Source organism: Micromonospora sp. DT81.3 (genome assembly GCF_049847225.1).
Taxonomy (GTDB): domain Bacteria; phylum Actinomycetota; class Actinomycetes; order Actinomycetales; family Microbacteriaceae; genus Microbacterium.
The window spans coordinates 76,228-90,220 of sequence record NZ_JBNCNY010000011.1; the positions used below are offsets into that span (position 1 = coordinate 76,228).

Sequence of the window (13,993 nt, forward strand, 5' to 3'; positions counted from 1 at the left end):
GTTCGAATGGTAACGCTCCGGAGTGAACCCGCGGGTGGTCTAGCGTGGGTCGGGTTCTCGGCGCACGGAAGGAGCTTCATGAGACTGGTGGCGATCGGTGATGTGGGGGTCGTCGATGACATGATGCACATCGGCGACGAGGCCATGTTCGAGGCGCTCAGAGACGAGTTGACCGCCCGGGGGGCGGACATCGTGGCGCTCTCCTCCGCCCCGCACGAGACGGCGGCGCGGTACGGCATCCGCTCGATCGCCCGCATCGGATTCACCGGCCTGGATCGGAGCGCCTCCGAAGCACGCCTTGCCGCGGTCCTCGCGGCGGCCGAGGGCGGCGCGCCCCTGGCGGCCGGCGACCCCGCCGCGGCCGTGATCAGCGCCGTCGCCTCGGCGGACGGAGTGGTCGTCGCCGGCGGCGGCAACCTCGCATCGACCTGGCCCCTGCACGTCTACGAGCGCGCGGCCCTCGCCGGCATCGCCGAGCGGCTCGGGCGAGCCTTCGTGATCACCGGCCAGACGTTCGGTCCGCGCCTCGAGGGCCGGGATCGCGAACTGGTCGGCGGGATGCTGCGTTCGGCCGCGCTCGTGGGGGTGCGGGAGAGCGCATCGCGTGCGCTGGCGGCTGAGCTGGGCGTCGAAGCGCGGGTCGGCGTCGACGACGCCAGTTTCCTTGCGTGGGACGCCCCGTCGCCGCCGGCGGGCGCAACGGGCGGTGTGCTCGTCAGCCTCTCACTGTCGCTCGGCGATGCACCACGGGCGGAGACGGTGCGGGCGATCGCCCGGCTGGTGGATGCCGCGGCCGACGCCGAAGGTGGACGCGTCCTCTTCCACGCGCACTTCGGACCGGAGCACGGCGGCATCCGGCGCGGCGACGAGGTGCTGCACGACGAGGTCCGCGCGGAGATGCGCACGCCCTCGCTCGTCATCCCGACGGGTGGCTCTGGCGGCGCGGCCGCCCTCGCCCGCGGGGCCGGTCTCCTCATCACCGGCCGTTATCACCCGGCCGTCTTCGCGGCCCCGGCGGGCGTACCGGTGCTCGGATTGGTGACCGACGAGTACACGGCGGTGAAGCAGCGCGGCGCACTCGAACACTGGGGTCAGGGGACGGTCGTCCCCATCACCAGGGCCGAGCGAGAAGGGCTCTCCCTGGTGGGATCCCTTCGCGCCCGGCGCCCTCACATCCAGGCGGTGGCCTCCGAGCGACGACCCCTCCATCGGCGGGATGCGTCGTCGTGGTGGGATCTGGTCGCAGACCGGCTCTCTTCCGCGGGCGTCGCGTAGTCCACGGTCACGACGAGGACTCCACGATCAGAGCGTCGACGATGGAGTTGCGGCCCGTCGAATCCGGGTTCTTCTCCGACGTGGCCGACACCGTGACGGTGTGGGGGCCCGCGAGAAGCCCCCTGCTGACGAAGACGAGCTGGCGGTATTCGCGAGAGGCCGAGTAGCCGTCGATCCGGCCGACCAGCACCCCGTCGATCCGGACTTCGCTGATGCCGGACGAGGGTGTCCTTCGCGCCTCGATGCTGATCCGGGTTCCGTTGAACCGCAACGAGTATCCGGAGTCGGCAATCCGCGGGTATCGCACCGAGCCGCCGTTGTCGCTCGGGTGAGCGCTCGTCGCCCATGACCCCGTCCACTCGATCCGGGAAGACGTCTCATCCACGACCGTGGTCATCGGTGCGCCCGGCAGTGCCGTCGGTGCGGAGTTGAACGTGCCTTTCTCGATCACTTTCCCCCATGTCTGGGCCGCGATCTTGGCCTGTCCCGCCACCGACGGGTGAAAGTAGTCCCGAGTCGACAGATCGGAGAAGATCACCGTCATGTCGTTCACCGCGCCGTCGTCGTATGTGCAGTTCAGAGCGGCCGCGCATGCCTCCTCTATGGCGAGGTTCAGGGCATCAACCCGTGACTCGACCGTGGCACGGCGACCGTGGGCGGTCCCGGACAGATCAAGCGGATCCGCGAGCATCACCGGGCACACGCCTACGGCAGCCCATACGACTCGTGCCATCCAGGAATCCCGCCCGGCCAGGTAGAGGCTCATCATGCTGGGGATGGAGGAAACGAGGACCTCTGCGTTCGGAAGCCCGGTATTGATGATCTTGAGCGCCGCAGCGTAGTCGGCGCCCACCGAGCTCGCGGCGGGGAGCTCCGTCACGCTCGAGGCGTGACATATGTTGTTGCCGCCGGAGAGCATCGTCACGTAGTCAGCCGACTCGGACACCGCGTTCGATGCCTGGCGAGGTAGATCCGAAGTCTCAGTGCCGCCTCGAGCCAGGTTGTGTGCCGTCGGGGCGGCGCCGAAGAGATCGGCGATGCGCGCACGATGCGACATGACGTCAACCGCAGTTCCCGTAGACCAGCTGTTGGGCAGGTTGTCGCCGCTCGTCCCATCGGCAGCGCCAGCCCGGCTGATCGAATCCCCGAGCGCCACCATCACCTCGGGCGGCTCAGCGAGCGTTGCGGCGACCGCCGGAGAGGGGATCGCGAGCCCGGCGGGTATCAGCAAGGCGGCGGCCAGGACAACGCCGAGGGCATGACGAAGAGAGGGATGACTGCGCGGCATGTGCGTCCGATCTACTGGGGGGAGGAACGCGACGCTGCGCTTCGTTGCACCCGAGATCCGACCGAGCGCTTTAGATGGAACGTATCAGCCGGGCGGCACCGAATCCGTCGTTTTCCTCTCATCCAGACGGGCAATTTTCCCTTTATTTTGGGCGGATCGCGGGGTTCGTCCCCCTTTTGGGGGACCAAGATCGGTGAAGCGTCCCCCATGTGGGGGACACCGCTCCCTTGCCGTTCGACGCGAAGCCCGGCGTAGTCCGTCGACCTCCACCACCTTGGGCGGGTGTGGGGCGCCGTACGCTCTTCGCGGCGGAGATGTGGGCCCCGAAGCGACGGGGGCGCCCCGAACCCACGAGATCGAGCCCGAACGCGGCTACTGCGGCGACCGACACCAAGAGCCCGGCCGATGGCCGGGCTCTTCCTGATATGACGCGATGTCGCGACTCAGATGACTCCCATGTCGCGAGACATCACACGGTGGACCTGAGGGGATTCGAACCCCTGACCTCTTCATTGCGAACGAAGCGCGCTACCAACTGCGCCACAGGCCCGTGAACCTCCGATAGGTTATCACGGCCCACGTGGCGGACCTGCGCACCGCAGAGCGGAGGAACGGTCGGGGAGATCAGCCTGCCGCGCGACGCGCCAGCAGCTGGCGCACGTGCGCCTCGATCTCCGCATCATCGACGTTCCGCGGACCCCCGGAAGGCGAAAGGGCGGATGCCGCCGCCTGCTCGTGCACGCGACGCGCGACGGCGATCGACGGGGGCTGCCGCTCGGCGGCGTGCGCACGTAGCGCCTCCTCGCGCGCCGCGACACGCAGCGCCTCGGCGGCGTCGAGCACGGCGGCCGCGCGCGATCCCGCAGACGAGGACAGCGGGCGTGGAAGTGGGCGTGGGGTCCATGCGACGGCGCCGGCCAGTTCGACGTCCTGAACCTCGGCCTCGGGCACGGGTGCGGCTGTCTCGACGCTGGCCACGGCCCTGGCGCCGACACGCGACATCCGATGCAGCAGCAGCCCGCAGACCCCTGAGAGCGCGACACCCGACCAGAGCACGACCTGGCTCCCGGTGGACACGACGAGCCAGCCACCCCACACGGCAAGGGCGACGGCGGAGAACCCGATCAGGGTGGTGAGCAGCCGGGCACGGCGTCGAGCCCGTGCCATCCGCGCGGCCGGCATGGCGCGCGCCGCGGCGAGCGCGCGGCGGGCCTCCTCGAGTTCGGCGCTCTCCAGCTCCGCCCGCGTTCGCCGCGCCAGTCGCTGCTGCGCCAACGCGGTGCGGGCGTTCAGCTCGAGCCGCACCTCGTCCGGCGTCTCGCTCGTCTCGGCGAGCACGCGCAGGGCCTGATTGAGACGAACGGCATTGCGCTCGGCGGCGTTGTACTGGTGCCGCCCATGCCACGAGGGCAGCAGATACACCAACCAGAGGAGCGCGGCGACGAGCACGATCACTCCCCCGCCCATAACCGGCCCACCCATGTGCTCCACGGTAAGCGGCCTCGGGCCCGTTGCCGATCTCTCCGGCGCGTGTCGCCCCGACGCGGCTCAGGCGTGCAGGTGGTCGGCCGGCGGCACGGTGGCGGCATCCTGTGGAGCCCGCCCCTGCACCCACCGCTGGAGTACGCCCTCCGGAACCTCTTCGCGCACGAGTGCGAACGCGTAGTGGTCGCGCCAGTCACCGTTGATGTGGATGTAGCGCCGGCGCAGCCCCTCGTAGCGGAATCCGAGCTTCTCGACCACGCGCAGGCTGGCCTTGTTCTCGGGCCGGATGCAGATCTCCATGCGGTGCAGGTGCAGCTCGGTGAAGCACACGTCGGTGGCCAGGGCGACCGCCGTCGGGGTGATACCGCGACCCGCGAAGCGCTCGCTCACCCAATAGCCGATGGTCGCCGACGCGAGCGATCCGCGTGCGATGCCCCAGACGTTCAGCTGGCCGGCGACCTCGTCGCGCTCCTCCATGACGAAGGGCACGCCGTTGCCGTCGCGATACTGCTGCAGCAGGCGGCGGATGCCGGTCTTCATGTCGAACGACACCGGCCCGTCGGGGCTCGTCGCCTCCCAGGGTCGCAGCCACGAGCGGTTGCTGAGAAGCTCGTTCTGCAGCACCCGGGCGTCGCGGGGCCGCACGAGACGTATCGAGATGTCCCCGTGGCGGCGCGGCACAGAGAGATCCATGCGACCTCCCTCGAACGGGCGGCTACAGCGTTGCCGCGAACTCCTTGAACCAGGGTCGCAGCTCGGGTCCGAGGTCCTCGCGGTCGGCCGCGAGCTGCACGATGGCCTTGATGTAGTCCACCCTATCGCCGGTGTCGTACCGCCGACCCCGGAAAACGACGCCGTACACGCCGCCGCCTTCGCCCTCGGTGGTGGCGAGTTCCTGCAACGCGTCGGTCAGCTGGATCTCGCCGCCCTTGCCCGGCTCCGTGCGCTCCAGGATGTCGAAGACCTGCGGGGTCAGGACGTACCGGCCGATCACCGCCAGATTGGAGGGGGCGTCCTCCTTGGAAGGCTTCTCGACCAAACCCGTCACCTTGACGACGTCGGGGTTGTCGGTTGGTTCGACGGCGGCGGCCCCGTAGAGGTGGATCTGGTCGGGGTCGACCTCCATCAAGGCGATGACGCTCGCATGGCGGGCGTCGTGCTCGTCGATCATGGTGGTCAACAGCGGGTCGCGCTCGTCGATCAGGTCGTCGCCGAGCAGCACGGCGAACGACGCGTCGCCGACGTGCGCTCGGGCACGGAGGACAGCGTGCCCGAGACCCTTCGGCTCGCCCTGTCGGACGAAGTGGATGTCGGCGAGGTCACTCGATTCGAGCACCCGCTGAAGGCGATCGTGGTCGCCCTTGTCCTTGAGCTTCTCCTCGAGCTCCGGGACGGAGTCGAAGTGGTTGGCGAGGTTGTTCTTGTTGCGTCCGATGATGATCAGGATGTCGCGGATGCCGGCCTGCGAGGCCTCTTCGACGACGTACTGGATGGCCGGCTTGTCGACGACAGGAAGCATTTCCTTCGGCATGGCCTTTGTGGCAGGAAGGAACCGCGTACCGAGACCTGCGGCGGGGATGACGGCTTTCATTGACTTCTTGGACATGGAATCACTCTAACGGCGGCGTGTGAACGGGATATGTCGGAGGCGACGACGGCGCCGCCTAGAATCGGGAACATGCCGCATGACGTCGATCACGAGAAGCGCGCCCTCCGCGCCGAGCTTCGTGAGCGACGCCAGCTGCTCTCCGACGCGCAGCGGGATGCCGCCGCCGCGGGTGTGCGCGCCCAGCTCGACGCCCTTGTCGACGCGCGTGGCGCTCGTTCCGTCTCATGCTTCCTCTCGACCACGACGGAGCCGGGAACACGCGAATTCGTCGAGGCGGCGGTTCGCCGCGGCATCCGCGTTCTGCTGCCCATCACCCGTGCCGACGGCCTGCTCGACTGGTCGGTGGCGACGCCGGGCGGCGACATCGCCGAGGGGCTGTTCGGGCTTCCGGAGCCGGTGGGCGAACTGCTCGGGCCGATCGCCGTCAACGACGTCGACCTCATGATCATCCCGGCGGCCGCCATCGATCGCTCCGGAATGCGCCTCGGCTGGGGCCGCGGGTACTTCGACAAGACCATCGGATCGATGGAGCGCTGCCCGCCGGTCTACGCGGTCATCTTCGACTCGGAGATGCTTGACCGCGTGCCGCGCGACGTGCACGACCAGCCGGTGACCGGCGTCGTCACCCCCACGCAGACGATCACCCTCGCGCCCACGCGGCGCTGACCCTCGACGGATACAGGACCCATGCCCACCTACGCCTATGCCTGCAAGTCGTGCGGACACCGCTTCGACGCCGTCCAGTCCTTCAGCGAGCCGACCCTGACGGAGTGCCCCGAGTGCGGTGGGCCGCTGCGCAAGGAGTACGGGTCGATCGGCGTGACCTTCAACGGCTCGGGCTTCTACCGCACCGACTCGCGGGCCGCCGCGACGAAGGCCGGGGATGCCGCCGGCTCATCGTCATCGACGTCCGCGTCCGGATCATCCTCCGGCTCGTCAACCGGCTCGTCCGGTGGCGACTCCGGCTCTTCTTCGGCATCATCGAAATCCGAGGCCAAGGCCTCGCCCCCACCGACCGGAAAGTGACCGGCGCACGCCGGCGATGAGCGAGGAGCAGCACGTGATCCAGGGATTCAAGGAGTTCATCCTCCGCGGCAACGTCATCGACCTCGCGGTCGCGGTGGTCATCGGCGCCGCGTTCACCGGCATCGTGAACGCCATCGTCGCAGGGCTCATCAACCCGCTGATCGCGCTCATCTTCCAGGCCGACAGCCTAGGCGAGATCGTCTGGGGAATCCCCAACATCCGAGGCGGTGTGACGGACTTCAACATCGGATTGATCATCAGCGCCGTCATCAACTTCCTGGCCGTCGCCGTCGTCGTGTACTTCGTCTTCGTCGTGCCGATGAACAGGGCGAAGGAACGCGCCGCCGCGCGGGCGGGCATCGCCGAGGAAGAGGCATCCTCCCTGCCGAACGAGCAGGAGCTCCTCATCCAGATCCGCGACCTGCTCGCCAAGGACACGCCGCGCGCGTAGCGGCACACGCCCGCTCGCTCGCGCATCGCATGCATGCTGCCGGGTGCACGGCTTCCCGCCCAACGCACGGCCTGGCAACGCGACGAAGCTGTGCGCTCGGCGGCAGCCCGTGCACTCGTCGCAGGAGGTGCCCATCAGCCACGGCTCCGCGCAAGGGCGAGATGTGACGCTTCGGGCAGTAGGAGAGCCGCTAATAGTGCGGCGGGACGTCGAGCCGCAGCTGCGCGTCGTTCGGGCCGGAATCCTTCCGGTTCCCCTCATCCGCCTCGTGCTGCTCGTCGGCGGGCACCGGCTCCGCCGCGGTACCGGGGGCGGGGGTCAGCTTCGCCCGCCGGGCACCGCGCACGCGCTCGACGTGCTGGCGGGCACCGTGCTCGTCACTCGGCGACATCGATCGGCTGCGTGTCCGTGTCGACGGTCGGGGCCTCCGGCTCCACGCCGAGCAGCCCCGCGATGCGGGCGGCGACCGCGGCCGGGTTGCTGTAGAGGTCGAACGCGTGCACACGCACGTAGTGCCAGCCCAGCCGGCGCAGCACATGGGGGCGAAGGCGCAGCGTCTCGCGCAGCGACTCCGGCCGCGACTCGGGGTCGCTCTCCACCACCACCGCCTTGCCGCCGTGCTGGGCGACCAACGGGAGGAGCCCGCGGTAGTCGACGTCCACGAGCACGCCGAGGCGGCGAAGCTCGCGCGCGAGCGCACGGGTCAGCGGGTCGGCGAGGTCCTCGAGTCGCGCCTCCCGGGCGCGCGCCGCGACCCCGGAGAGGATGTTCATCAACGTCGCCGCCCCGTACTCGAGGCGCCCGTCGTCGAAGGCCGACGGCCTGATCGACGACACGATCACCATCGAGCGGCGGGCCCGCGTCATCCCGACCGTCAGCAGGCGTTCGCCGTCGGGGGTCGAGAGGTCGCCGAAGTCGCTCAGGACGCGTCCGTGCTTGGTGAGACCGAACCCCAGCGAGAAGATCACGCGGTCGCGGCTCTCGGCCACCGACTCCTCGAGGCTCAGCACGGCGAACGGCTCCGCCGAATCGCGCGACACGAAGTCCGCGACATCCGCCCGGCCCGCGAAGGCCGTGCCGACGGCCGCGCGAACCCGCTCCGCGTGCTTGGCGCTGGCAGTGACCACCATGAGCGATTCGGTGGATCGGTGCACGGCATGCTCGACGACGAGCGTGACCACCCTGGCCACCTCGGCATCCGGGCTCTCGACGGCCCCGGTAACGGGATCGGGGGCCCCGCTGCCGCCCTCGACGTAGTCGACGGCGAGGCTGCCACGGCCGAGATACGAACCGGCCCAGGGCAGGGAGACGATCTCACCGCCGTAGAACGCGTCGTTCACGAGCTCCGCGAGGTCCTCGCCGCCGGCCCGGTAGCTGCGGGTGAGGGTGGTGACCGGCAGCAGTTCCGCCAGGCGCTCGAACACCGAGACGTCGTCGAACGGCACGTCGGCGTTCTCGTCGGCCGCACGACCGGTGGCGGTCGCGAAGGGCGTCGGCTTCTGCGTGACCGGATCGCCGAACACGACGACCTGGCGTGCTCGGCGGATGGCAGGCGTGGCCTCGGCGAGGTTGAGCGCGGCCGCGTCGGCGATCAGCACGACGTCGAAGGGCTGGTCATCCGGCACGAGCGGCACGTCGTACGGCGACGACAGCCAGACGGGCACGAGCGTGCGGAGAAGGGTCGGCGCGGCACGGGCGATGTCGCGGGGCGATGCCGGGCTCGGATGCACGAGGGCGCGCTTGAGCGCAGCGGCCTCGGCCGGCTGGTCGACGATCGCGATCCGCCACTGGGTGGCGAGCTGCCACGCGAGGAGGGGCCCGGATGCCGCAGCGTGGGCCTCGTCGACGAGCCGGAAGTCGCGCTCCAGACGGTCGACCACCGAGGTGTTCGCGCCGAGCAGCGCCCGGTCGTTCTGCAGCAGGTGCTCGAGCACGGACTGCCACCACGCGAACTCGAGCTCGCCGGCGACCAGGTTCTCGGGCACGTGACGCACGGACAGCTCGGCGAGCAGGGGCTCGACGCCGAGCCGCGACAGCTCGCCGCGCAGGGTGGCGCGCTCCACGAGGTTGTCGAACACCTTGGACTCGGCGGCGAGTCCCGCGAGCGTTCGCACGAGCTGCCCGACCGGCAGGCTCCCGAACCGCCCGGCGCGCTCCCGCCCGAGTGGGCGATCGAGTTCACCGAGGTCTGCCTCGACCCGCTGCCACGCGACCTGCACATCGGCAAGCCCCAGGGGGACCTCCGGGGTCACCCCTGCGTCGACGAAACGCTGCCACGATGTGCGCTGCTGCTGGATGCGCACGAGCGCCTCGTGCATGTCGGGCACGTGCACTCCAGGCCGCACGTACTCCTTCGCGAGCCGGCGCAGCCGCCGCCGGTTCGTGCCGCTCATCCCCGGAGCGTCGCGGCGCGCGCCGAGCGCCTGGATCAATTCGCCGAGCGGCCGCTCGAAGACGGTCGGACTGAAGCGATCGAGCGAGTCGCGGATGCCCTGCAGCAGTCGCAGGTACTCTCCGAGCTCATCGATCGTGGCGAACGGACGCATCCGGGTCTGTGCGATCAGCGCGTAGCCGCGCTCGAGCAGCGCCGGCACGTCGACCCGGTGCAGGCGCCCCGCGAGCGCGTGCATCGCACGGGCCTGCTCGGTGCTGGCGAACGAGACGCCGTACCACGGCGAATCGTTGGGACCGAAGCGGAACTCGCCGAGCCGCGCCGCCTGCACGAGCTTGGCGGCCGCTTCGCCGCGGTGCTGCGAGAGACGCTCGAGAGCGGGCAGGTCGAAGCGCGCGGTGGTCGACGGTGCGGGTTCGCGGGCGGCGAGCGTCGTCAGGGCGCGGGTCGCGTCGAGTGCGGAGACGCCGAGGGACGGATGCCGCGCGGTCAGCGCCCGGCGGTAGTCGCGAAGTACGGTGCGCAGGCGCACGAGGGCGTCATCGACGTCGGCGACCTTGGGCTGCGTCGCCTTCTCGTTGCGGACGATCGCGCGGATGAGGTCGCGCTGCAGGCTGGACGGCGAGACGGCCAGCCCGCCGAGGCCGATGCCCGCGAGGCGATGACGAACGCCCTCGAGGCTCGACCGGCGGGCGCTGACGACGAGCACCCGCTTGCCGCCCTGCACGAGCGCGCCGACCGCGTTGATGATGGTCTGGGTGCCGCCGGTTCCGGGCAGCGTGTGCACCGCGAGCGAATGCCCCGCGGTGATGCGCGCAAGCACGGCTTCCTGCTCGGCGTCGGCATCCAGAAGCAGTGTGTCGGATGCAGGAGCCCGGTCATCCGCGCTGGTGATCTGCGGGTCCGGGCGGCGTACCGTCAGGGCCTCGCGGTCATCGGCGTGCCCCGCGAGCGCGTTCAGCATCGGGTGGTCGAGATCCGTCGCGTCGCGTCCCATGGCCCCGCCGATGTCCGCGAAGGTCGAGACCACGAGGCGCGGGAGGACGGTGAACGTCTCGATGGCGGCCGTGGCGGCGCGCAGCCGGTCGATCACGGGCTGTGGCTTGAAGACCCCGCCGTCGTACGCGAGGGCGGCGAGCGCGTCGCCGTCGAGCTCGATCCCGAAGGCCGAGCGCACCGCCCGGACCAGCTCGGGGTTCACCTGGAACCGGCCGTGCAGCTTCAGCTCGAAGTCGGAGTGGTGGCGACGGATGGCGAGCGGCCGAAGCAGCACGGGCGCCGCGTAGGCGATGCCGCCGACCCGCCACGAGGCGAGGCCGACCGCGAGGTTCACGGCATCGATGCCCCGGACGGTGCGCAGCTCCACGTGTTTGGCGGTGATGCGCTCGGCGGCAAGTCGGGCATTTCGGAGGGCCACCTCGTCACGGAACAGGTTCGACAGCAGAGTCGACTTGCCCGTAATGAACGGCGGAAGGCTGCCGGGATGCGCCTTCGTGATGTCGATGCCCGTCTCGGGGGCGTCAACGTACTGCAACAGCGGCGAGGGTCCTCCGAGACCGCGAGCCTCGGCCCGCAGCCGTTCGCGGTCGGGCTCGGCGATGTGCATGACGCTGACTCCCACCTCCGACAGCCCCAGCTCCCCGGGGTTCACGGATGCGGCGGGCCGGTCGTCTTCTTCCCCCACCACGGCGTTTCCTTCGGCTCGCCACACACACGCCACACTATGCGCGGTCCGCACCGCACGCACGCAGGTGGACCGAGTTTCGCTCGATTGGCACCGTGACCGCCGGACGGTGCACACCGGGGGACACGCCGTCGCGATCAGCGGTTCCTCCCCAGCCCCTTCCGCCCAGGGAGTCTCCCCAGCAGGCAGCGCGACACGGTCCGGGGCCCACGCCACCGTGATGATAGGGGGATGACGAATTCCCGCTACGCGGTCACGGAAACCCCCGTCGGGCAGGCGCTGATGGCGTTCACCGACACGGGCATGATCGCCCTACGGCTCGGCGAACGCGACGTCGAGGCGGAGCTCGCCGGACTCTCGCACGAGCTCGGCGAGATGCCGGCTCTCGATCCGCAGGCCGCGGCATCCGTGATCGCGCAGCTCGATGAATACTTCGAGGGCGCGCGCCGCGACTTCGACATCCCACTCGACTGGAGTCTGACCCGGGGGTTCCACCGCGACGCGCTGCAGGCGATCTGCGACATCCCGTACGGCGAGACGGCCAGCTACGGAGAGGTGGCGATCACCGCAGGCCGACCCGGCGCCGCGCGGGCGGTCGGCACGGCGTGCCGACTGAGCCCGTTCTCACTGGTGGTTCCCGTGCACCGTGTGGTGCGCTCCGACGGGACGATCGGGGAATACGGCGCGCGGCCCGATGTGAAACGATTTTTGATCGAGCACGAGAACCCCGGAGGGCTCCCCCGATGACGACAGAGCTGATCGTCGGCGACGACGGTCTCGCCCGCCCGGTGTGGGCGGCGACCGATCCGATGATGCGCGAGTACTACGACTCGGAGTGGGGCATGCCCGTACGCGACGAGCACGGATTGTTCGAACGCCTGAGCCTCGAGGCCTTCCAGTCCGGGCTGTCCTGGGCGATCGTGCTGCGCAAGCGCCCGGGCTTCCGCGCCGCATTCGCCGGCTTCGATCCGGACGCGGTGGCGGCCTTCGACGAGTCCGACGTCGAGCGCCTGCTGCTCGACCACGGGATCATCCGCAATCGCGCGAAGATCGTGGCGACGATCGGCAACGCACGGGCCACCATCGCCCTGCGGGAGGAGGGAGGGCTGCCGGAGCTGGTGTGGGGCTTCCAGCCGGCCGAACCGCTCAGGCCCGAGCGGCTGGCCGACATCCCCTCCTCGTCGGCGGAGTCCGTCGCCTTGGCGAAGGAGCTCAAGCGCCGCGGATTCCGCTTCGTCGGCCCCACCACGGCGTTCGCACTGATGGAGGCGACGGGGATCGTCGACACGCACCTGGTGGGAAGTCACCGGCGCGGGTCGAGCGGGGTGTGGCCCGCGGACGTGTAGGCCGTCCGCGGGCCGCGAGCCCGCCCGAGCGGATCCCACGGATGGGATGCGGCGCCCGCGCGCCTCCCGCCGGCCACCCCGGACCGCCCGCGGGCCGGTGGTATGGTCGACGCTACGAAACGGCCGAGGGGCGATGGCACCCCCGAGAGTAGGTAGTGGCTTGTTCAGCGTCGACACGGCAGAAACCGACACCCAGCTCGTAGCCGGGGCCGTGCGCGAGATCGCGAAGCGCACGCGTTTTCCCGTCGCGTTCGGCGGACTCGAGGTCGATGGGGCCGTACGCATCAGCTCGGTGGTCGGCACCAGGACGCGAAGCCTCGACGGCTTGACCGTGCGCCGCGACAGGGGTCTCGGGGGCAAGGCCATGACGGAGCTGCGGCCGCGGATGACCCCGGACTACCGCACGGCCCGGCACATCACCCACGACTACGACGTGCACGTGCTCGGTGAGGGCATCACGACGCTGCTGGCCGTCCCTGTCGTCGTCGACGGCGTCACCCGAGGAGTGCTCTACGGCGGGTCATGGGACTCCGCGAACGTCGGCGACGTCGTCGCCGCCCCCGCGTTCCACGTCGCCGACGCCCTGGCCGCCGAACTGCGGATCCGCGACGAGGTGCGCCGGCGCGTGGACTCGATGGCGACCGCGGTGCCTCCGGCATCCGGCCCTCTACCCGCATCGCAGCGAGAAGAGCTCCGCGAGAGCTACGCCGAGCTGCGGGGCATCGCCGCGAGCGTTCAGGATGCCGCGCTGCGCGAGCGGCTGGAGAAGCTCGAACGGCGCCTGGCCGCACTCTCCGGCGAAGAGCACCCGACGACCGGGCCGTTCCTCGACGTGCGGCTGTCGCCCCGGGAGATCGACGTGCTGGCGTGCGCGGCGCTCGGCGCCACAAACGCCCAGATCGCCGCGACCCTGGAGCTGCGCGAGGGAACGGTGAAGGCATACCTCGGTTCCGCGATGGCGAAGCTCGAGGCATCCACTCGCCACGCGGCCGTGGCGCGGGCGCGCCGCGCGGGTCTGCTCCCGTAGCCAACGCCTGGGGCCGTGGGTAGTGTGGCGCCATGGCCCGAAAGATTGTTCATCAGCTCGTCGACGACATCGACGGCACCGTCCTCGAGGTCGGATCGGGTGAGACCATCTACTTCGCGCTCGATGGGACCGCCTACGAGATCGACCTGACCGACGCGAACGCCGCCGCGCTCCGCGACGCGCTCGCCCCGTACGTCGGGGCCGGCCGGTCCGTATCCAGCGGGCGTTCCGGTTCTTCGGGCGCGTCCAACGCGGGTGGGCGAAAGCGTCGCCGCCCCGGCCAGGAGGACTACTCCGCCATCCGGGCTTGGGCCAGGGACAACGGGTACCAGGTGTCGGAGCGCGGCCGGGTGCCGGCCGCCGTCGTCGAGGCGTATGAGGCCGCTCACTGATCGACGCCTCCGCGGCGC

14 protein-coding genes and 1 tRNA gene are annotated in these 13,993 nt (G+C 70.3%); 8 read left to right on the plus strand and 7 right to left on the minus strand.

Annotation, left to right across the window (positions count from 1 at the left end):
- Positions 1–78 precede the first annotated feature (78 nt).
- Entirely contained in the window at positions 79–1,275 is a 1,197-nt protein-coding gene (locus ACPW96_RS19730) for a polysaccharide pyruvyl transferase family protein (RefSeq protein ID WP_425885148.1), read from the plus strand.
- Positions 1,276–1,282: 7 nt separating this feature from the next.
- Here ACPW96_RS19730 and ACPW96_RS19735 read toward each other — a convergent pair whose 3' ends face one another.
- From ACPW96_RS19735 to galU, 5 genes are all read right to left on the minus strand, one after another.
- On the minus strand, positions 1,283–2,563 hold the full coding sequence (locus ACPW96_RS19735) for a GDSL-type esterase/lipase family protein (protein ID WP_425885150.1): 1,281 nt from the start codon (positions 2,561–2,563) through the stop codon (positions 1,283–1,285).
- A 477-nt stretch (positions 2,564–3,040) separates the two neighbouring features.
- A tRNA-Ala gene (locus ACPW96_RS19740) sits at positions 3,041–3,113 on the minus strand.
- A gap of 74 nt (positions 3,114–3,187) precedes the next feature.
- A complete protein-coding gene (locus ACPW96_RS19745) occupies positions 3,188–4,045 on the minus strand; it encodes a hypothetical protein (RefSeq protein WP_425885151.1) in 858 nt (285 codons plus the stop codon).
- Positions 4,046–4,111: 66 nt separating this feature from the next.
- Complete coding sequence (locus tag ACPW96_RS19750; protein ID WP_425820989.1) at positions 4,112–4,741, minus strand: GNAT family N-acetyltransferase; 630 nt, start codon at positions 4,739–4,741, stop codon at positions 4,112–4,114.
- Between the two features lie 22 nt (positions 4,742–4,763).
- A complete protein-coding gene (gene galU, locus ACPW96_RS19755; protein ID WP_425820988.1) occupies positions 4,764–5,654 on the minus strand; it encodes a UTP--glucose-1-phosphate uridylyltransferase GalU in 891 nt (296 codons plus the stop codon).
- A 72-nt stretch (positions 5,655–5,726) separates the two neighbouring features.
- Between galU and ACPW96_RS19760 the strand changes: the two genes are divergently transcribed.
- From ACPW96_RS19760 to mscL, 3 genes are read left to right on the plus strand one after another with little or no spacing between them, the layout of a single operon-like run.
- A complete protein-coding gene (locus ACPW96_RS19760; protein ID WP_425820987.1) occupies positions 5,727–6,323 on the plus strand; it encodes a 5-formyltetrahydrofolate cyclo-ligase in 597 nt (198 codons plus the stop codon).
- 21 nt (positions 6,324–6,344) lie between these two features.
- A complete protein-coding gene (locus ACPW96_RS19765) occupies positions 6,345–6,683 on the plus strand; it encodes an FmdB family zinc ribbon protein (RefSeq protein WP_425885152.1) in 339 nt (112 codons plus the stop codon).
- 34 nt (positions 6,684–6,717) lie between these two features.
- Entirely contained in the window at positions 6,718–7,134 is a 417-nt protein-coding gene (gene mscL / locus ACPW96_RS19770) for a large conductance mechanosensitive channel protein MscL (protein ID WP_425820985.1), read from the plus strand.
- Between the two features lie 190 nt (positions 7,135–7,324).
- Here the strand turns inward: mscL and ACPW96_RS19775 are convergent, their stop codons facing one another.
- Both ACPW96_RS19775 and ACPW96_RS19780 read right to left on the minus strand, forming a co-directional pair.
- The gene (locus tag ACPW96_RS19775; protein ID WP_425885154.1) at positions 7,325–7,525 is read right to left on the minus strand and encodes a hypothetical protein; all 201 of its coding nucleotides are present in this window, start codon (positions 7,523–7,525) and stop codon (positions 7,325–7,327) included.
- Entirely contained in the window at positions 7,512–11,213 is a 3,702-nt protein-coding gene (locus ACPW96_RS19780) for a hypothetical protein (RefSeq protein WP_425885155.1), read from the minus strand. The genes ACPW96_RS19775 and ACPW96_RS19780 overlap by 14 nt, the downstream gene beginning before the upstream one ends.
- 228 nt (positions 11,214–11,441) lie before the next feature.
- Here ACPW96_RS19780 and ACPW96_RS19785 point away from each other — a divergent pair, with 228 nt between their 5' ends.
- The 4 genes from ACPW96_RS19785 (at position 11,442) to ACPW96_RS19800 (ending at position 13,975) form a co-directional block, all read left to right on the plus strand.
- The gene (locus tag ACPW96_RS19785; RefSeq protein ID WP_425820983.1) at positions 11,442–11,957 is read left to right on the plus strand and encodes a methylated-DNA--[protein]-cysteine S-methyltransferase; all 516 of its coding nucleotides are present in this window, start codon (positions 11,442–11,444) and stop codon (positions 11,955–11,957) included.
- Positions 11,954–12,556, plus strand: coding sequence for a DNA-3-methyladenine glycosylase I (locus tag ACPW96_RS19790; protein WP_425885157.1), 603 nt, complete (start codon positions 11,954–11,956; stop codon positions 12,554–12,556). Before ACPW96_RS19785 ends, ACPW96_RS19790 begins: the two co-directional genes overlap by 4 nt.
- Positions 12,557–12,716: 160 nt before the next feature.
- Positions 12,717–13,583: a helix-turn-helix transcriptional regulator gene (locus tag ACPW96_RS19795; RefSeq protein WP_425885159.1), complete on the plus strand. Its 867-nt coding sequence runs from the start codon at positions 12,717–12,719 to the stop codon at positions 13,581–13,583.
- A 32-nt stretch (positions 13,584–13,615) separates the two neighbouring features.
- Positions 13,616–13,975 (plus strand): histone-like nucleoid-structuring protein Lsr2, encoded by a 360-nt coding sequence (locus ACPW96_RS19800; RefSeq protein ID WP_425885160.1) that lies wholly within the window; start codon positions 13,616–13,618, stop codon positions 13,973–13,975.
- Positions 13,976–13,993: the final 18 nt, after the last annotated feature.